Source organism: Glycomyces sp. YM15 (assembly GCF_016918015.1).
GTDB lineage: Bacteria > Actinomycetota > Actinomycetes > Mycobacteriales > Micromonosporaceae > Glycomyces.
Genome location: NZ_JAERMK010000010.1, coordinates 132,603 through 151,946 on the forward strand (window position 1 = coordinate 132,603; position 19,344 = coordinate 151,946).

Annotated in this window: 12 protein-coding genes; 6 read left to right on the forward strand and 6 right to left on the reverse strand. The window is 68.3% G+C overall.

Annotated features, from left to right (window positions below; translation table 11 throughout):
• Nucleotides 1-90: 90 nt before the first annotated feature.
• From JHY01_RS13065 to JHY01_RS13080, 4 genes are all read right to left on the reverse strand, one after another.
• Nucleotides 91-1,002, reverse strand: a complete 912-nt coding sequence (locus JHY01_RS13065) for a carbohydrate ABC transporter permease (protein WP_240192711.1) — start codon at nucleotides 1,000-1,002, stop codon at nucleotides 91-93.
• Nucleotides 1,002-1,985, reverse strand: a complete 984-nt coding sequence (locus JHY01_RS13070; protein ID WP_205326093.1) for a sugar ABC transporter permease — start codon at nucleotides 1,983-1,985, stop codon at nucleotides 1,002-1,004. Before JHY01_RS13070 ends, JHY01_RS13065 begins: the two co-directional genes overlap by 1 nt.
• The gene (locus JHY01_RS13075; protein ID WP_205326094.1) at nucleotides 1,986-3,656 is read right to left on the reverse strand and encodes an extracellular solute-binding protein; all 1,671 of its coding nucleotides are present in this window, start codon (nucleotides 3,654-3,656) and stop codon (nucleotides 1,986-1,988) included.
• A 305-nt stretch (nucleotides 3,657-3,961) separates the two neighbouring features.
• Entirely contained in the window at nucleotides 3,962-4,939 is a 978-nt protein-coding gene (locus JHY01_RS13080) for a hydroxyacid dehydrogenase (RefSeq protein ID WP_374199526.1), read from the reverse strand.
• Nucleotides 4,940-5,368: 429 nt separating this feature from the next.
• Here JHY01_RS13080 and JHY01_RS13085 point away from each other — a divergent pair, with 429 nt between their 5' ends.
• The 3 genes from JHY01_RS13085 (at nucleotide 5,369) to JHY01_RS13095 (ending at nucleotide 12,512) form a co-directional block, all read left to right on the forward strand.
• Nucleotides 5,369-9,646 carry a putative Ig domain-containing protein gene (locus JHY01_RS13085; protein WP_205326096.1) on the forward strand — a complete coding sequence of 1,426 codons (4,278 nt, stop codon included), beginning with the start codon at nucleotides 5,369-5,371 and terminating at the stop codon, nucleotides 9,644-9,646.
• A gap of 139 nt (nucleotides 9,647-9,785) precedes the next feature.
• The gene (locus JHY01_RS13090; protein WP_205326097.1) at nucleotides 9,786-9,959 is read left to right on the forward strand and encodes a hypothetical protein; all 174 of its coding nucleotides are present in this window, start codon (nucleotides 9,786-9,788) and stop codon (nucleotides 9,957-9,959) included.
• A gap of 1,398 nt (nucleotides 9,960-11,357) precedes the next feature.
• Entirely contained in the window at nucleotides 11,358-12,512 is a 1,155-nt protein-coding gene (locus JHY01_RS13095; protein ID WP_205326098.1) for a low temperature requirement protein A, read from the forward strand.
• Here the strand turns inward: JHY01_RS13095 and JHY01_RS13100 are convergent, their stop codons facing one another.
• Entirely contained in the window at nucleotides 12,513-12,995 is a 483-nt protein-coding gene (locus JHY01_RS13100) for a GNAT family N-acetyltransferase (RefSeq protein ID WP_205326099.1), read from the reverse strand. It abuts the gene before it with no gap.
• Nucleotides 12,996-13,082: 87 nt separating this feature from the next.
• On the opposite strand from JHY01_RS13100, the gene JHY01_RS13105 reads away from it, so the two are divergent.
• A complete protein-coding gene (locus tag JHY01_RS13105) occupies nucleotides 13,083-14,762 on the forward strand; it encodes a metallophosphoesterase (protein ID WP_205326100.1) in 1,680 nt (559 codons plus the stop codon).
• Here JHY01_RS13105 and JHY01_RS13110 read toward each other — a convergent pair.
• Nucleotides 14,759-16,324: a peptide MFS transporter gene (locus JHY01_RS13110; RefSeq protein WP_205326101.1), complete on the reverse strand. Its 1,566-nt coding sequence runs from the start codon at nucleotides 16,322-16,324 to the stop codon at nucleotides 14,759-14,761. The genes JHY01_RS13105 and JHY01_RS13110 overlap by 4 nt on opposite strands.
• A 168-nt stretch (nucleotides 16,325-16,492) precedes the next feature.
• Between JHY01_RS13110 and JHY01_RS13115 the strand changes: the two genes are divergently transcribed.
• Together JHY01_RS13115 and groL are read left to right on the forward strand one after the other, a co-directional pair.
• A complete protein-coding gene (locus tag JHY01_RS13115) occupies nucleotides 16,493-17,467 on the forward strand; it encodes a hypothetical protein (protein ID WP_205326102.1) in 975 nt (324 codons plus the stop codon).
• A 237-nt stretch (nucleotides 17,468-17,704) separates the two neighbouring features.
• Nucleotides 17,705-19,330: a chaperonin GroEL gene (gene groL / locus JHY01_RS13120; RefSeq protein ID WP_205326103.1), complete on the forward strand. Its 1,626-nt coding sequence runs from the start codon at nucleotides 17,705-17,707 to the stop codon at nucleotides 19,328-19,330.
• The last annotated feature ends 14 nt before the right edge of the window (nucleotides 19,331-19,344 follow it).

The following is a 19,344-nucleotide window of genomic DNA, read 5'->3' on the forward strand; positions in this document are numbered from 1 at the left end:
GGGGCTGGGCCGCCCCTGGCCCCACCCGGGGGGGCGGGCCGCCGCTACGCGGGTCCCCGCCCCGGCCGTATTCAGTTGTGACCCTCGGATTCAGCCTTTGATGGCGCCGGTGAGGACGCCCTTGGTGAAGTAGCGCTGGAGGAACGGGTAGACGATGAGGATCGGGACGGTGGCGAGGACGATGACCGCCATCTGCAGGGTCACGCCCGGCGGCGGGGGCTGGTCGGGGGAGACCACGGCTCCCGGGATCGCCACGCCGGCGAGGACATACTGCTGGAGCACGACCTGGATGGGCCACTTCTCGCTGTCGTTGATGTAGAGCAGCGCGTTGAAGTAGGTGTTCCAGTAGCCCACGGCATAGAACAGGCCCATCACCGCGAGCACGGGCTTGGACAGCGGCAGGACGATCTGGAGGAAGATCCGCCACTCGCCCGCGCCGTCGATCCGGGCCGCTTCGATGAGTTCCTCTGGCAGGCCCTGGAAGAAGTTCCGGATCACGATCATGTTGAAGGCCGAGATGAGCCCGGGAATGATCAGCGACCAGGTGGAGTCCAGAAGACCGAGGTACTTGATGAGCAAGAAGTTCGGGATGATGCCGGCCGAGAAGAACATGGTCGCCAGGACCATGACGAGGACGACCTTGGCGCCAGGGACCTGGCGAGTGCGCGCCAGGCCCCAGGCGAGCATCGATGTCGCGGCGAGGGAGAGCAGGGTGCCCACGACGGTCAGGTACACGGAGTTCATGAGGCCCTGGGTGACGGTGCCGCCGTTGAAGATCGCGCGGTAGGCGTCGAGCGAGTACTCGGTCGGGAAGACGACGCCGGCGCGGGCCTGCGAGGGCGAGGCGAAGCTCATCGCGATCACGTACACGAGCGGGTAGATCATCGTGATGACGATGAGGGCGATGACGACGGCCTTGACCGCCTGGACCGTGCGGGACGGCGGGGCCACCCAGGGCGGGCGCCCGGGCTTGTGTCGGCGGGCCATGGTGGTTGCGGCCATTAGAAGATCCCCTCTCCGCCCATCTTCTTGGCGAGTCTGTTGGCCGACAGGACCAGGATGGTGCCGATGATGCCCTTGAGCAGGCCCGCCGCCGTCGCGATGCCCCATTGGCCGCCGAGGACGCCTCTGAAGTAGACGAACGTGTCGAGCACTTGCGCGGCTTCCGCGCCGACCATGGGCTGCTGCAGGAGCAGCTGCTCGAAGCCCACGGTGAGGATCGAGCCGATGTTGAGGATGAGCAGGAGCATCGTGACCGGGACGAGCGCGGGGAGCGTGATGTGCCAGGTGCGCTGCCAACCGGAGGCGCCGTCGATCGCGGCCGCTTCGTAGCGGTCGTTCGGGATGCCCGCGATGGCGGCGAAGAAGATGATGGTGCCCCAGCCGATGTCCTTCCACATGCCCTGGGCGACGACGAGGAGCTTGAAGGTGTCGGCGTTCGTCATCGCGTCGAACCCCGTCATCCCCATGTCGCCCAGGATGTTCGCGACCAGGCCGCCGCCGCCGAGGACCTGCTGCCACACGGAGATGACGATGACCCAGGACAGGAAGTGCGGGAGGTACACGACGGTCTGGACCAGACGCCGGACCTTCTCCGAGAGCAGCGAGTTGAGCAGGAGCGCGAGGGCGATCGGAGCCGGGAAGGCGAAGACCAGCTGCAACACCGCGATGACGAGCGTGTTGCGGAGGGCGGTGAGGACTTCGGGGTCGGTCCAGATCGCCTGGAAGTTCAGGAAGCCGACCCAGGGCGAGCCCTCGAAGCCGCGGAACGGCGAGTAGTCCTGGAACGCGATGACGTTGCCGAGCATGGGCACGTACGCGAACACGAGGAAGAACAGCGCGCCCGGGATGATGAAGGTGTAGGACCACCGTTCGCGCCAGATGCGCTGGCCCAGTGAGAGCTTGCGCTTTCCGGCGGGTGCGGGCGGCCCCGGGGCCCGCTCAACGCGGGTCCCGGGGCCGGTCTTCTCAGCGGTGACGCTCACTTACTTGCCCGCGTCCTTGAGCGCCTGGGTGTACTCGTCCTTGACCTGCGTCCCGCCCTGCGCCATGTAGTTGGAGACGAAGGACTCGAGGTCGTCGACGCTCTCGCGGCCGGTGATGACGCCGTTCTCGAAGTCCGTCCAGAGCTGCTTGAGCTGCGCGCCCTTGGTGATGAACGTGGCGGAGGCGCTTTCGAGGCCTTCGAGGTCACGCGCGATCGAGTTCTGGGCCATGGCCTCCATGACCGTGACGAACGAGTCGGCCCAGGGGGCCGCGTTCGGGTGGATGCGGTACGAGTTGTCGCCGGAGGTGACGCCGACGTACTGCACACCGAGCTCGGTCTTGTAGTCCATGTTCGAGACCGGCATGCCGAACTCGTTGAACTCGAAGTGGCGTCCCTGCTGGCCCGAGCCGATGAACAGCGCCTCCTCGGAACCGAACGGGGCCGAGAAGTAGTCGAGGACGTTGAGGATCTCGGTGAGCCGGTCCTCGTCCTCGGCGGCCTTGGCGGACACGCAGGTCGACTTGCCGTAGGGGACGTTGCGGACGACGAGCTGCGCGGAGCCGTCGAAGCCGGGCATGTCGAAGAAGTCGAACTTCGCGCCCGGAAGGTCGGCCTCCCACTGGGACAGGCCGGCCGCGCCGATCGCCGCGCCGACCGCGTCGTAGCGGATCGCGGCACCGGAGACGATGTCGGTTGCCGTGGGGGACATCGAGACCGGGTCGAAGATCCCCTCGGCCCAGGCGCGCGCGAGCCATTCGAGCATCGCCCTGTAGTTCTCGGTCTGGGTGATGTGGACCAGATCGCCGTTGCCGTCGAGCTGCCATTCGGGGCCGGTCTTGAACAGGCGCTGGAACATCGAGGCGGTTCCGGGGTGGGCGTCGTACTTGTTGAGCCCGTAGACCTTCTGGCCGCCGGGGCCCGTGCCGAGGGCCGAGACCTCCTTGAGCATGGTGAACAGCTCGTCGGCGTCCTTGGGGGCGCGCCCGATCGAGGTCTGGTCGACCAGGTCGGTGCGCATCACCGGGAGGTTGGTGAGGTTCCAGACGATCGAGGGGATCTGGTAGATGCGGCCGTCCTTGAGGCTGGCCTGCCAGATCTCCTCCTTGCGCGCGGCCAGGTTGGGCCACTTGAGGATGTTGTCGCCCGAGAGCACCTCGGAGAGGTCGGCGAACGCGCCGTCGCGGATGCCCTGGAGGTTCACCGCGGACTGGTCGTTGACGAAGACCAGGTCGGGGACCTCGCCGGAGGCGAGCATGGTCGCGAACTTCTCGTCGAACACCGGCTGGGGCACGAACTGCGGCTCGAAGCTGACGCCGAGGCGCTCGTTGAGCTCCTGCCAGTACGGGTTCTCGTCCAGGGGCTTGGACGGGTCGCCCCAGGTGAGCTGGAAGCTGGTGACCGTGCCGCCCGAACCGGGCTCGCGCTCGACCGACTTGAAGTAGGTCTTCGGGTACTCGGTGTAGACGTTCTCCATGCCGGGCGTCTCGGTCGAGTAGAACGGCTGGACTTCCAGATCCGGTGCGGGCTGGTACGTCGGCAGGTCGTAGTCGCCGCCGCCCGAGGCGCCGCCGGTGCTGTCGCCGGAACATGCGGCGGTGGTGCCGAGCGCGGTGACTGCGGCTGCGGCGCCGGCCGCGCCGAGAAGCTTACGGCGAGTGACTTCGGCCATGAGGGGCCTCCTTAAATCAACGTTGATACAGGGGTGAGGGATGTGGCTGGTGTGAAGGTTATGGCGACGACCGTGGCGGTTGCCTGCCGGGTGCCGGTCCAGGTCGCCGGGGAGATAACGCTATCACTAGACATGGAAAGTAGTCAATGATTCATGTTGCGAAATCTCGTATATCGGCGAGTTGTGTTCGGTTGCAGCGCAATGAAATTGCAGCTTGTTGCGAAATCGATGCGAGATCTTATGGCCGTCTCTGGCGTTCGCATTCGTTGCGCAACGGACGGATAACGGTTTCTATCATGTCCGATTCAGGCCTGCCTCCAGAGCGTCTCGGGGTCCACGCGGTGCACCAGCGGCCGGCCCGCCACGTACCGCTCGGCATCCTCGACCATGTACAGGCCCATGCGGGACAGCTCATTGCCGTGGGAGCCGGCCACGTGCGGGGTGAGGAAGACATTGGGAAGGTCGTAGAGCGGCGAGTGCGCCGGGAGCGGCTCGGGGTGGGTCACGTCGATGACCGCCGAAAGACGCCCGTTGAGGACCTCGGCGGTGAGCGCATCGGTGTCGAGGAGGCGCCCGCGCGCCGTGTTGACCACGACGGTGCCGTCCCGCATGAGCGCCAAGCGCTCCGCGTTGATGAGGTGCTCGGTCTCGGGCAGGTCGGGCGAGTGGATGCTCACCACGTCCGCCCGCGACACGAGTTCCTCCAGCCCCACCAGCTCCGCACCGAGTGCGGCGGCCTCGGCCTCCTCCACGAACGGGTCGTACAGGAGCACCGTGAAGTCGAAAGGCCGCAGCAGCTCCAGCACGCGCCGCCCGATCTTCGAGGCGCTCACGATACCGATCGTGCGACCGAAATTGCCGACCTCGGGGTGGATGTAGCCGAGCTTGAAGCTCCGCTCCTTGCGGAAGCCCTCACGGAGCTGGAAGATCCCCTTGCCCGCCAAGAGGATCGACGCGAGCGTGTACTCCGCCACCGGCAGCGCGTTCGCCCCCGACGAACTGGAGACGACCAGGCCCCGCTCCCAGCCGGACTCGCCGATCAACCACTTGACCGTACCGGCCGCGTGCAGCACCGCCTTGAGGTTCGGGGCCCCGGCCAGCGTCTCGTCGGTCAGCATCGGCACCCCCCAGCTGGTGACCACGACCTCGGCCTCGGCCAGCGCCGCCTTCGCGGCGGGTTCGGTGAAGTCCCGCACGACGAGTTCGGGGTCGAAGTCGAGCACGGTGGCGAGCCGCTGCATGAGCGGCGCGGGGAAGAGCAGCGGGAGGAACTCGGGGCTCATCGCCAGGAGGGCTCGGGGTCGGTCTGCCACTCTGCATCCTTCGGGGTTGCCGGATAGATATCGGTTTCTAAGTTAGATCTCGATTCCCGTCTTGTCGAGACCCGTGGATCGACCAATGTCCACAGGTCGATGCGGTAGCAGCCGAAGATGCGATCGATCATGCAGGTAGACAACCAGATTCATGAGATATAACGATTCGGTAACTTGAGACACCGAGAATCGAGGTCCAGCGTAAGTGAGCAGAGAACGTTATCTGTCTGAGCCTTGATTCTCGCCACGGCAGGCGCTATCGTCCGCATAGACGGATTCCGATATTCGGCTGCTTGTGCACCAGGGCCGCGGCCCCCAGCGCCCGCCACCCGCGCTGGGGGGAACCGGAACGCCATGCCCCGACATGCCCCTCAGGGCCCTATCTCGAAAGGACGTGCAATGACGCAAGTCGACCGACGAAAGCGGCCGCGCCTCACCGCGCTGGCCGCCGCCCTCGTGGCGGGCATCGCGGTGGTAGCCGCGCCGCCCCCCGCGCAGGCGCAGACGGAGGAAGCACTGCCCTACGCCGGCCTCCTCACCGACCACGTCGTCCAGATCAACGAGACCGTGAGCGACGCCGGGTTCGTCCACCCCGGCGTGGGCCTCTCGGCCGACGACCTCCGCAACGCCCAGGAGATGGTCCGCACCGGCCAGGAGCCCTGGGCCTCCTACTTCGACGCCATGACGAAAGTCGGCGAAGCCTCCAAGACCTACCGCGCGACCAACTCGAAGTCCGCCTCCGAACCGGACGTCGCGCTCGACCCGAACTTCGACCACGGAGGCCTGCGCGGCCGCGAGACCCGGGACTCCTTCGGCGCGCTCACCCAGTCGCTCATGTGGGTCATGACCGGCAACGAGGTCTACCGCAAGAACGCGATCCAGGCCCTGCGCACCTGGGGGAGCATGAACCCCGACGGGTTCGTGTACTTCCCCGACGCGCACATCCACACCGGCAAGCCGCTGTCGCAGTTCCTCATGGCCGCCGAGATCATCCGCGCGACCGAGCCGACGGCCGACGACACCCCCGGCACCCAGGACGGCTACGACGTCGTGTGGAGCGCCGCCGACGACGAGAAGCTGCTGGGCAACTTCGCCGAACCGGTCGTCGAGAAGTTCCTCTACTCGCCCGAGCGGTGGATGAACCAGCACAACTTCGGCCTCTACGGCCGCATTGCCACCGCGATCTACGCCGACGACGCCGAGGCCTACGCCAAGGGCGTCGAGTGGTTCACCGTGAACTCCGAGTTCGTGGACTACGCCAGCGGGAGCATCGCGCAGCAGATCCCGCTCATCGAAGCCGACGACCCCGCCAACCCCTACGGCGAGGACTTCGTGCAGCTCCGCGAGATGGGCCGCGACCAGGCCCACGGTGAATGCAACATCGACAACTTCGCCGCGATGGCGCGCTTCCTCCACGTTCAAGGCACCAAAGTGGACCCCGAGGACGGCACCGTCTCCACCGCCGACGACGCGGTGACCGCGTACGGGTTCCTCGGCAACCGGCTCCTCGAGGGCGCCGACGCCTTCGACGGCTACATGATGGGCCAGCCCACCAAGTACATCGACGACCGCGGCACCGGCGGCACCATCTCCCCCGCCTACCGCGGCCGGATGTTCAACGCGCTCAACGAGCTGTACTACCAGTACACGTACGTCGAGGGCGTGGACGTGGAGGCCGAGGCCCCGAACGTCGCCCTGCTGAGCGAGCGCATGGACGGACCCCTCTACAAGTACGGGACCGGCGTCCACAACTTCTGGGCAGCCGGCGACAAGAGCGTCGAGTACTGGGTGGCGTTCCCTCCCGAGATCGCCGGCACTGAGCCGAGGTCCGTCGAGGACACCACGCTCACCTTCGGCAACTACGGCATCCCGCTCGACGCCGGCACCGAGATCGTCACCGAGGGCGACCGCACCTTCGCCCGCGCGACCGCGGACGCGGACGGCACCGTCAGCGTCGTCAGCCGCGTGATGTACCCCGGCAACAGCAAGATGGGCGTCCTCGTGCGCACCGACGGCCCCGCCGTCATGGAAGTGCTCGACAAGGAGGAGCGCGACCCCCGCAACGAGGCCGAACCGGAACCGGGCGTCATGTCGCGGATCGAACTGCCCGACACGCAGGGCGAATGGCGGTACATCACCTACCGCGCGACCGGGCCCAACACCCAGTTCTACCGGATCACAGGCGATGGTGCGACTGTGGACTTGGACGCGTTGATGTTCAACGCCCAGAACCAGCTCACCCCGCCCGCGTTCGAACAGGCCCGCGGCAGGTACTACCTGTGGCCCGACGCGACCTCGACCTTCGAACTCGGCGCGACCGACACCGGCGGCGCCCCCGCCTACAGCGCCTCCGGCCTGCCCGAGGGCGCGGAGCTCGACGCCGAGACCGGCACCGTCACATGGAAGCCGACCGACCGCGACCGCGGCACCCACAAGATCCAGATCATCGCCGACGACGGCGACGCCGTCACCGCACGGACCTTCGAACTCGTCGTGGCCAAGAACCGGCCCAAGATGATCGACACCGCCGTCGCCGACGGCACCGATGAGGGCGCCGTCTACACCACCGCCAGCCTCGAGCCGTACCAGGCCGCACTCGCCGCCGCGCGGGACGCGTCCGAGAACGGCACCGACGCTGACTTCCGCACCGCCTTCGAGGCACTGCTCGACGCCATCGAAGCACTCGAACTGCTCAACGCGCGCCTCGCGGACGGATCGCTCGACTACCGCAACGCGGTCACGCCCGGCAACATGACCGTGAACCAGACCCGCGCCCTCGCCGACGGCAACAACAACAGCCACTTCGGCGACCTCCGTGTCGGGTACGTCACGCTCGACTTCGGCACCCGGTACCGCGTCGCGCCCGGGTCGTTCGGCCTCCAGGCCCGCTTCTCATTCCCGATGCGGTCGCAGGGCACCAACGTGTACGGCTCCAACGACGGCATCACGTGGACCCTCCTCACCGAGCGGCCGACCGGCGACACCAACGACATGGAGAACATCCCCGTCATCGCCGAACACCGCGGCAAGGAGTTCCGCTACCTGAAGCTCCAGATCGACGATCCGGCTCCGCCGATCGACCCCGCCTACCCGGGCATCTGGTCGGTCGGCGAATTCCACGTCTTCGGCGACCGCTCGGAAGTCCCCGGGGACATCACCGATGTCTCCGTGGCCTCTCCGGACGCGCTGGCGGGCAGGGTGAACGCCGGCGACGTCGTCGACGTGACCTTCACCAGCGCGAAGCCGATCAGCGACGCGACGGTGAGCATCGGCGGCCAGGAGCTCACCGTGACCAGCGAGGACTCGCTGTCGTGGACGGCCACCGGCACACTCGGTGACCTGACCGGCGGCGGCCGCCTCGACCTCGCGATCGACCACACCACTGAGGACGGAGCAACGGCCGCGACGATCCACGGCGCGACCGACAACACCGCCCTCTACGGCTCGGACGAACGGAACCTCATCGACCTCGCCGACGCCCAAGTGGTCAAGGCGGACGGCACGGCCGACGAAGCGAAGGCCACGCAATCGGCGAAGATGTTCGACGGCAACGCCTCGACGTACAGCGACATACCCGCCGTCGACGGCGAGTCCTACCTGGTCTTGGACTTCGGCGCGGGCATGCAGGTCAGCGTGGAGCGCTTCGACTACCTTGCGCGCCGCGACAACGAGGGCGTGCGCCGCATGGACGACCAGGTGATCCAGGGGTCGAACGACCTCAGCACCTGGACGACGATCGCCGACGCATCCTACAAGTCGCTCTCGTGGCAGAACCTCCCGTCGAAGGAGGCGGAGGCCTACCGCTACCTGAGGATCGTGAACAGCGCACCGATCTACATCGCGGAGCTGCGGCTCTTCGGCGCGCCCGTGTACGACATCGACCCGATCCTCGATCGCGCCGACGCCGTGGACCTGAGCGCCTACACGCGCGGGTCGCAGCTCCTGTTCCCCCGCGAGGTCGCGGCGGTCCGTGAGGCGCTGGCCGAACCTGACGCCGACGAGCAGGCGCTCGCCCAACGTCTCGTCGACGCCTGGGATCTGTTGGACCCGTTGATGACCGAGGCGCCCGCCGCCTTCGATCAGTCCTGGGTCGCGGCCAGCACGGGTTCGTGGGACGGCACGAAGGACGCGTCCGCCAACGGCTGGGCCATGTTCGACGGCAACACCGGGACGTTCACCGACACGACCACGAAGTCGTGCACGAACACGGTGCTCCCGACTGACGGGTCCGCATTCACCGTGATCGGCATCAAGTACTTCCCGCGTGACAACGCATGGTTGCGGGTGACCGGACTGGAGATCCAGGGCTCCAATGACGGAGGCGCGACCTGGACCAAGTTCGCGAGCACCGGAAGCCCGGTCCGCGGCTGGAACACCGTGGCCATCGCCGAACCCGTCCACTATGGGGCGCTGCGCATCAGCGGCGGCAACGGCTACTGCAACGTGGCCGAACTCCAGTTCCTCGTCGCAGTCATCGACAAGTCCGGCCTCGCCGTCCACCTCGACGACGCTGCCGAACTGACCGAGGCCGGCTGGACCGCCGACTCCTGGTCGGCCCTCGTCGCCGCCCGCGACGCGGCCACCACCGTCAACGGCGACAAGGGCGCCACTCAGGAGGAGGTGGACACCGCCTCCGACGCCCTCGCCGCGGCGATCGACGGCCTCACCAAGGCCTAACTGCTCGACACAGTGGGCCCCAAGCGCGAATGCGCTTGGGGCCCTTCTTCATGTAGACATGCGCTGCATTTCCTGCGATCTCGTTCACCTTCACTCACTCGTTGCCCATGCGTCCCTCCGCGTGAAAGGACTCCCCTTGATGCCGGAGCACGAAATCATCATCAAGGCGATCCAGGACGAACCGCAGTCGGCGGCGTGGCTGCTCGATCTCGACGTTGACCACAGCCATCTCGCCGCTGCGGCCGCCCAAATCGAGCGCGTCGTCGCGACCGCGGCCGCTCTCAAGGCCGGCCGCGCCGCCCTCGCCGCCTGACACCGCACCTCGCCGCATACGTCGCGCGCCCGCTCGGTCCTCCTGTGACATCAGGAGACCGGGCGGGCGTTCGTCGTCGTCAATCGGGGTTGGTCTTTGGCCGGGGTTCAAGCAGTCAGCGACGAAGAGGTGAATGGTGGGGCGGGGTCAGGTGGCGGGTGTGAGGTTAGGCGGGGTGGGCGGGGTGGACGGGGTGGACGGGGTGGGCGGGTGACACGCCCGGGCGCGGGGTGCGAAGGCGCGGTTCGGTTGCGGCCCAGTCGGTTCGGTACGGAACGTGAATGGTTTCGCATCGTGTGGGTGATGACAGTCGGGGGTTGTATGGGGGACAATTGAGGTACGTACAGGGACAGGAAACTGGTACAGGTGTCGGGGTAGGTGTAAGCAGACTACGACAAGCCTCTGGCCGATCCGACAAACCGACTTGTTTCGAGGCGACGACCCCGCAAGCCAGGGTGCTCCTCCTCCACTGGAGGCGTCCGATCTCACCCCCGTGCCATCGCCCGCAGCTGTCCGCGCCCCCGATGGGCCGTGACTGGGTGGACGATCCTAGTTGGGATCACCCCAACCAGAAGGCAATGCCCCACACGGGGGCACCTGCGATTCGAGCACGACCCGTCAGCGTCAGCGGTGAGGCCACACCGAGCGAATAGAGGACTCGGTACGGCGACACCGCAAGCACGTCCATGGCGAGCACCACCCCGTCCCGGCAGCGCCGCGCCCGCAAGCCCGCGCGACTGCAGGACGGACCCCGAGGAACAGGAAGCGATCCTCGGGAGGCGAACCCGCCACCGGCAACCACCGGGACCATCACCGGCATCCGCCAGGAGGCCGCACCGCTCCCTCAGGGACGGCAGGCACCAGCACCCGCCCCGGCAGGAACGGCGTGTTCAGGCGAAAGCCGAAGGGCCGGAACCGGAAGCCCAAGCAAGGTCGACAAGGCCAGCAGGGCCAGCAGGGCCAGCGAGGGAAGCAAGTAGAGCAGCGGGAAGGAGGCGACAGGCACATGAGAACCACGACCATGCACACGAACACGAACACGAACACGAACACGAGCATGTCCGGGCCGACCCCGTCGACCGGCGGCTCCCTCGTCGCCGACCACCCGGTCACAGCGGCATCGGGCCGGACCCACCCGGCCCGGCCAGCAGCGGCCACCGGACCGGCCCCGGCGGCCCACTCCCAGGCCACCGCCCACCGCTCCTTCGCTGCCGGATCGAACCCGGGTCGAATCGCCACCCGGCCCCGGAGACGGAGCCTTAGGCGCCACCCCGCGCTTCCGTCGCTGCCTGATTGAACCCGGGTCGAATCGCCGCCCGGCCCCGGAGACGGAGCCTTAGCCGCAGCTCCTGTCCGGAGCGCACCGTCCCGGGCGGCCCCGGGCGATAGCATCGGGCCGTGAGCGTGTTGCGGGAACGTGGGTCCACTGGGGTCGGTCCGGTTGAGCTGTTCTTCGACCTGGTGTACGTCTTCGCGATCACGCAGCTGTCGCATTTCCTGCTGCACCATCTCGATATCGCGGGCGCGCTCGAGTTCGCGGTGTTGTTCGCCGCCGTGTGGTGGGGCTGGAACTACACCGCCTGGGCCGCCAACTGGCTCGACCCGAACGACCGCACCGTGCAGTCCTGGTTCGCCATGTGGATGTTCGCCTCGCTCGGCATGGCCGTCGCCGTCCCGGAGGCCTACGGCGACCGCGCCTGGCTGTTCGTCGTCTCCTACCTGGCACTGCAGCTCAGCCGCGCCGCGTTCATGGTGTGGGCCTGGCGCGGGCAGGTCATGAGCCGCAACTACGCCCAGCTGCTCGCATGGAGCGCGATCGCCGGAGTCGTGTGGGTCGCGGGCGTGTTCACGCCCGAAGCGGCACGCGTGTGGGTGTGGCTCGGAGCGGTCCTCCTCGACTACCTCGGGCCGCGGGTGAACTTCTGGCTGCCGCGCCTCGGATCGACCCCGATGTCGACGTGGCCGCTCAGCGAAGACCACCTCGCCGAACGCAACCGCCTCGTGTTCATCGTGGCCCTGGGCGAATCGATCGTGATCCTCGGCGCGACCCTCACCGGCACGACGCTCACCGCCTCCGCCGTCATCGCCTCGATCCTCGGCTTCACCACCATCGTCGTCCTCTGGCAGCTCTACTTCGCGACCCCGCACGGCAACATCGAACACGAGCGCATCGCCCTCGAGCGGGCGACCGAGGTCTCACGCAGCGCCTACGCATACGCGCACGCCCTCATGGTCGCCGGCGCGGTCGTCATCGCGGTCGGGGTCGAACTCGTCCTCGCCCACCCCTGGGACACCGCCGACGCGGCCGCCATCGCCACCGTCCTCGGCGGTCCCGCGATCTACCTGGTCGGCAACGTCGTCTTCAACCGCGCCATCAGCGGCCGCATCGCCGCCTCGCGGATCGCGGCCCTCGCCGGCCTCGCGGTGCTCGCGCTCATCGGATTCGCGCTGCCCGTCCTGGTCCTCGCGGCCCTCGCGCTCGCGGTGCTCCTGCTGCTCGCGCTCGCGGCCTCGGGCTGGTTCCGGCTGCCGTCGATGAACGTCGAGAGCTGATCAGCGAAGCGGATTGAACCGCATCGCCGGTTCAGGGGAGACCGTGAACCCCAGCTGCTTGTACAACCCCTCGCCCTCTTCCGAAGCGAGGAGTTCGAGCACGTGCACCTGCCGGTCCGCGAACCAGTCGAGCAGCGCCCGTGTGCAGGCGCGGCTGTAGCCGCGCTTGCGCCACCGGGTATCGGTGACCACGTTGAAGATCCACCCGTACCGGCCCGTCGGGTTGTGCGGCCCGGGCAGCCGCTCGCTGATGGTGCCGACGGCGCACGCCGCGAGCGCGCCGGAGCCGTCCGGGGCGTCGATCACGGTGATGCCGATCGTCGGCTCTTCCCCGCTCATCCGGCGCCGCAGGACCTCGGCGGCCGAGTCCTTCCAGGCGTCGTCGCCCGTGCCGCGGAGTCCGACGAAGCTGGAGAACATGATCTCGCGGAGGCGGACGAGCTCTTCGATGTCGCCGAGGTCGGCGTGGCGTGCGTTGACCATGTCCGGGAGCATACGGGCGCAAAGCCCCGTTCGCCTAGGCCGTTTCACGGGTTCCCCCGGCGTGCAGAACGTGCCATGATGTGGTCTATGTCCCACCGCCCCAAGGATCTCAGTCCCGAGCAGCTCCGCTTCCGGCCGCAGGGGCCGGTGCGCTGGCTTTCGCCGCGCACGCTCCTCGACACGAGCATGCGGTTCGGTCTCGCCCGGGTCTTCGGCGGGTACGTCGACAAGCGCGAGATCATCGGGGGCCGTCCACAAGGGGTGTACAACCACGCCGACCGGGACGAGCTGTGGCTCGACTATGTGGCGGACGTGGGCGACGGCTTCAACGCCACCTATTCCATCGCGTACCTCATGGCGCAGGACCACATCGAGGTCGGCGGCGAGAGGCTGCCGCGCGGCTCGGTGCTCGTCATGGGCGGCGACGAGGTGTACCCGGCGGGGGACTGGCTCGAATACGAGCAGCGCATGAAGGGCCCCTATGAGGCCGCGAACCCGGGGCATCCGGTGACGCTGTACGCGATCCCGGGGAACCACGACTGGTTCGACGGGCTCACCGCGTTCGCCCGGCAGTTCACCGAGGGCCGCTCGGTGGGCGGCTACAAGACGGTCCAGAAGCGGTCCTATTTCGCGCTCGAGCTGCCGCACCGTTGGTGGTTGTTCGCCGTCGACGCCCAGTTCGACACCCATCTCGACCAGACGCAGATCGAGTACTTCCGGCACGCGGCCGAACGGATGCGCAAGGGCGACCAGGTGATCCTGTGCGTACCGCAGCCGTCCTGGCTGTGGACCGAGGACGATCCGCGCTCGTTCGACCGGATCGACCACTTCATCCGGGACGTGGTGGCCGTGCGCGGCGCCCGCGTGCCGCTCGTCATCACCGGCGACCGCCATCATTACGCCCACTACGAAGAGGTCGACGGCTCCCGCCACCTGGTCACGGCCGGCGGCGGCGGCGCGTACCTCTCACCGACGCACACGCTGCCGGAGGAGCTGACGGCGCCGCGCAAGTCGGTGCCCGAACCCGATGCGCGCGAACGGGACTACCTGCTCACCAAGGAGTACCCGTCGAAGGCGAAGTCGATGGGCTACGCGTTCGGGATCTTCGCGAGACTGCCGTGGCTGAACAAGGGCTTCGTGGCGCTCATGGCCGTCGTGGGCCTCATCGCCACGGTGTCCATCCTGGAGGGCACGGGCACGTTCGTGGCCGTGACCGCGGTGCTGCTCGGCGCCGGCGTCGGCTTCGCGCACCCCGGGCAGGGGAGCCGCACCTCGCGGCACTACATGCTCGGCGGCCTGCACGGCCTGGCACAGGTCGCCCTGTCCTGGGGCGGGGCGCAGCTCATCAGGATGTTCGACGACGTGAGCCTGTGGACCTATCTCGCCTACCTGCCGGTGGCCGGGCTCGTCGGGACCTGGCTCGTGGGCCTCTACCTGGTGGTGGCGAACCGCTTGGGTGTCAACACGAACGAGCTGTTCGCGGGGCTCGGCGTGATCGACCAGAAGTGCTTCCTGCGGATCAAGGTCGCCGCCGACGGCGTCACGGTCTATCCGATCGGGCTCGACCGCGTCGGCCGCCGCTGGGTCGCGGATCCGGACGGGGCGCCCACGGACTCGTTCATCAAACCGGTCGACCCGCTCAAGCCCCGCCTGATCGAGCCGGGCTTCGCGGCGCTCCATCCGGGCCCGCGCAGCAGCGAGGTGCCCCCGCAGCATCCGGTGCGCCGCCTGGTCGCCCAGGCCGGTGAATGGTTCAAGCTCGGTTAGTTCAGGCGGCCGCCGAATCCCGACTGGGGCCGCGGCTCGGGCGGCGTCTCCAGGACCGCCGCTTCCGGGCCGTGCCCGCCGCGGCCCATGAGCCGGTGCAGCGCCGGGCTGAACACGGCGAGGACGACGGCGGTGAGGATCGCGATCCCGGCGAGGATGAAGAAGAACGCGGCCTCGCCCACCCTCGGCACGAGGAACGCGAACGCCTGCCCGCCGAGCGGAGTGCCCACCGCCGGGCCGAGGAACCACACGCCCATCATCTGGCCCTTGAGGTTCGGCGGCGCCAGCTGCGTCGTCACGCTCAACCCCACGGGCGAGACGCACAGCTCGCCGAACGTCAGCAGCAGGTACACCCAGGCCATCCACGCGAGCGCGACGAGCACGCCGTCGTCGGCGCGGGTCTGCAGCCACCCGAGGAACACGTACGCGAAGCCCACGAGGAACACGCCGATCGCGAACTTGTACGCCGTCCCGAACCGCGTCCCGGCCTTGAGCCAGATGACGCCGAAGATCGGCGAGAAGACCAGGATGAAGATCGAGTTGAAGTTCTGCACCCCGCCCGCGGGCAGGTGGAAGCCCCACGAGTCGAGGTCCACCGAGTTGCCCGCGAACGCGGTGAGCACCGAACCCATCTGGAGGTACAGCATCCAGAACACGACCGAGGCGATGAACAGGCCCACATAGGCGCGCAGTCCCGCCTTCTCCGCGGGGGTGATGTCCTTCGCCTCGCCGAAGATGTAGACGAAGTACCAGACGGCGGCCGCGATCGACAGGCCCGTCACCACTGTGGGCACCGTCGAGAGCGTCAGCGTCCCGGTCCAGCCCCAGACCGCGACGACGACGGCCGCGATGACGAGCGAGACCGCCACGATCTTCGCCGTCTTCCGCTTCTCCGCCTCGCTCAACGGCCGCGCCGGGCCGATCCCGGCGTTCGTCAGGCGCGGCCAGCCCCGCACGTACCAGAGCAGGCCGAAGGCCATCCCGACCGCGGCGGCGCCGAACCCGAGGTGCCACCGGTCGTCCCCCGCGAGGAACGGGGTGATGAGGATGCCGAGGAACGCGCCGAGGTTGATGCCCATGTAGAACACGGAGAACCCCGAGTCGCGGCGCGCGTCCGTGTCGTCGTCGTAGAGCTTGCCGACCATCACCGAGATGTTCGGCTTCAACAGGCCCGAACCGGCCACGACCAGGAACAGGCCGAAGAACACCATGGCCGGATTCTTGACCGGGACGGCCATCGAGAGATGGCCGCACATGATGATGATGCCGCCGATGAGGACCGCGCGCCGCGGTCCGAGGACCCGGTCCGCCAGCCACCCGCCCGGCAGCGCCGTCAGGTACACGAGTCCCGAGTAGAGCGAGGCGATCGGGACGGCCACGGTGTCGGCGAGCCCGAGCCCGTTCTGCGCCACGTCCGCGACCAGGAAGGTGAGCAGGATGCCCTGCAGCCCATAGAAGCTGAACCGCTCCCACATCTCGGTTCCGAATAGGACGGCGAGGCCGCGGGGGTGCCCGAAGAAGGTCTGCTCGCGGCCGACGGGACGCATTTCGCGGTGGGACATCGGCGCTCCCGAAGTGCTCGTCTCCTCGGCGCGACGTGCGCCGATACCTGCGTACGGTAGTAGCTCGGGCGAGGCCGGACGGGGGAATGCGCGAACGTGTCATACCCGAACGGATGCGTTGCGGCCGTTTGTCTGATATGCGGCTGCGCAGGGTCTACGATCCGGCCTATGAGCGACGATCCTTACTGGAACTCCGGGCATGTGGACGAGCCCTCCGGCCGCTTCTCCGGCGGCGACCCCCTGGTGACCGACACCTTCGAAGGCTGGTGGCACGCTTCACTGGACGTCGTGCAGCGCTCCTGGCGGACCGTCGGCCTCATCCTGCTCGTCGGCGTGGTCCTGCCGCGATGGATCCTCAACGCCTTCAACAACACCGTGCGCACCCGCGACATCGAGATCACCGACACCGACTGGGGCACGATCGTCCGCGACGTCAACCCGGGCGTCGCCGCCGGGATCATCGGCGCGATCCTCACCCTCGCCGTCCTCTACGTCTCCGGTTCGGCCGCGCTCGCCGCCGTGCGCACCGCCGCCGCCGAGGCCGCGGGCGGCTTCCTCGCCCTCGGCGAAGCCTGCTCCTTCGGCTTCAAACGCGGCGGCACGTTCTTCCTGTGGCTCCTGCTCGCCTGGGTCACCGTCGCCGTCGGCCTCGTCCTCTGCGTCCTGCCCGGCCTGTGGGCGATCTTCGCGCTCAGCCTCATGGCACCCGCCGCGGTCTTCGAAGCCCGCCGCAGCCCCTACGCCCGCTCGATCCAGCTCACGCACTCCGCGTTCTGGCCCGCGCTCGGCCGCATCGTCATCATCGTGCTCGTCGCCGCCGCCGCGAACCTCATCATCGGCCTCGTCGGCCTGCTCATGGCCGGGGTCTGGCACGCGCTCTTCGCGTCCTGGCTCGCGAACGTCCTCATCATCATCACCGAGGCCGTCATGGCACTGCTGCTGCTCGTGCCCATGATCTGGATCGTCGCCGCGTCCCTGTGCACCTACGCGTGGCTGCGCGGCCGCGCCGAGTCCGTCTCGGCCACCTCGCTCTCGGCCGAGGCCGCGGGCGTCGCCATCCCGACCGCCGAACCCGGCGAGCCCGGCCACCCGGGCAGGTCCGACCTGCCCGAAATGCCGGACCAGGGGAGCTCCACCACCTGACCCGCCGATCGCACCGCAAGGGCGCCCGGGCCGCGCGGCCCGGGCGCGCGCGCTCTTCACCACGTGTTCCGCGCCCCGCATTGGCACTCTCAAGGCGAGAGTGCTATACCTGGAGCTGGCACTCGCAGCTGGCGAGTGCTAACAGCGATGAGGTGGTCGGACCAACATCGGTCCACCGTCGCGGGGATGCCGCCTCACCGTCGACCACGAACGTTATCCGAAAGGAAGCCATCGACCATGGCGAAGATGATCGCATTCGACGAGGAGGCTCGCCGCGGGCTCGAGCGAGGCATGAACACCCTCGCTGAAGCCGTCAAGGTGACCCTCGGCCCGAAGGGCCGCAACGTGGTGCTCGACAAGAAGTGGGGCGCCCCCACGATCACCAACGACGGTGTCTCCGTCGCCAAGGAGATCGAGCTCGAAGACCCGTACGAGCGCATCGGCGCCGAACTGGTCAAGGAAGTCGCCAAGAAGACCGACGACGTCGCGGGTGACGGCACCACCACCGCCACCGTGCTCGCCCAGGCCCTCGTCAAGGAAGGCCTCCGCGCGGTCGCCGCCGGCGCCAACCCGATCGCCATCAAGAAGGGCATCGAGAAGGCCGTAGCCGCCGTCGTCGAGCACCTCCAGTCCACCTCCACCGAGGTCGAGACCGAGGAGCAGATCGCCAGCACCGCTTCGATCTCCGCCGGCGACGTCACCGTCGGCGCCATCATCGCCGAGGCGATGGAGAAGGTCGGCAAGGAAGGCGTCATCACCGTCGAGGAGTCGAACACCTTCGGCCTCGACCTCGAGCTCACCGAGGGCATGCGCTTCGACAAGGGCTACCTGTCCGGTTACTTCGTGACCGACCAGGACCGCATGGAGGCCGTGCTCGAGGACCCGTACATCCTCGTCGCCAACCAGAAGATCTCCGCGGTCAAGGACCTGCTCCCGACCCTGGAGAAGGTCACGCAGACCGGCAAGCCGCTCCTGATCATCGCCGAGGACGTGGACGGCGAAGCCCTCCCGACCCTGGTCGTGAACAAGATCCGCGGCATCTTCAAGTCGGCCGCCGTCAAGGCCCCCGGCTTCGGCGACCGCCGCAAGGCCATGCTCGGCGACATCGCCATCCTCACCGGCGGCCAGGTCATCTCCGAGGAGATCGGCCTCAAGCTCGAGAACACCGACCTGTCCCTGCTGGGCCAGGCCCGCAAGGTCGTCATCACCAAGGACGACACCATCATCGTCGACGGCGGCGGCGAGGAAGAGGCGATCCAGGGTCGGATCAACCAGATCCGCGCCGAGATCGACAACTCCGACTCCGACTACGACCGCGAGAAGCTGCAGGAGCGCCTGGCGCGCCTCGCCGGCGGCGTCGCCGTCATCAAGGTCGGCGCGGCCACCGAGGTCGAGCTCAAGGAGCGCAAGCACCGCGTCGAAGACGCCGTGCGCAACGCCAAGGCCGCGGTCGAAGAGGGCATCCTCGCCGGCGGCGGCACCGCGCTGGCCCAGGCCGGCGCGATCGCCTTCGACAAGATCGAAGCCGAGGGCGACGAGGCGACCGGTGTCGAGATCGTGCGCCGCTCGCTCGGTGCGCCGCTGCGCGCCATCGCCGAGAACGCCGGCCTCGAGGGCGGCGTCGTGGTGGAGAAGGTCCGCGACCTGCCCACCGGCCACGGCCTGAACGCCGCGACCGGCGAGTACGTGGACATGCTCGCCGCGGGCATCCCCGACCCGACCAAGGTCACCCGCTCGGCGCTGCAGAACGCCGCGTCGATCGCCGCGCTGTTCCTCACCACCGAGGCCGTCGTCGCCGACGCCCCGGAGAAGGAATCCGCCGGCGGCGCGCCCGACATGGGCGGCATGGGCGGCATGATGTAAGCAGCCCTCGAGGC

Coding starts and splice junctions, on each gene's coding strand:
- JHY01_RS13115 (WP_205326102.1), top strand. CDS start 16,493: ATGAGCGACGATCCTTACTGGAACTCCGGGCATGTGGACGAGCCCTCC.
- JHY01_RS13105 (WP_205326100.1), top strand. CDS start 13,083: ATGTCCCACCGCCCCAAGGATCTCAGTCCCGAGCAGCTCCGCTTCCGG.
- JHY01_RS13075 (WP_205326094.1), bottom strand. CDS start 3,656: ATGGCCGAAGTCACTCGCCGTAAGCTTCTCGGCGCGGCCGGCGCCGCA.
- JHY01_RS13085 (WP_205326096.1), top strand. CDS start 5,369: ATGACGCAAGTCGACCGACGAAAGCGGCCGCGCCTCACCGCGCTGGCC.
- JHY01_RS13100 (WP_205326099.1), bottom strand. CDS start 12,995: ATGGTCAACGCACGCCACGCCGACCTCGGCGACATCGAAGAGCTCGTC.
- JHY01_RS13090 (WP_205326097.1), top strand. CDS start 9,786: ATGCCGGAGCACGAAATCATCATCAAGGCGATCCAGGACGAACCGCAG.
- JHY01_RS13080 (WP_374199526.1), bottom strand. CDS start 4,939: ATGAGCCCCGAGTTCCTCCCGCTGCTCTTCCCCGCGCCGCTCATGCAG.
- JHY01_RS13110 (WP_205326101.1), bottom strand. CDS start 16,324: ATGTCCCACCGCGAAATGCGTCCCGTCGGCCGCGAGCAGACCTTCTTC.
- groL (WP_205326103.1), top strand. CDS start 17,705: ATGGCGAAGATGATCGCATTCGACGAGGAGGCTCGCCGCGGGCTCGAG.
- JHY01_RS13065 (WP_240192711.1), bottom strand. CDS start 1,002: ATGGCCGCAACCACCATGGCCCGCCGACACAAGCCCGGGCGCCCGCCC.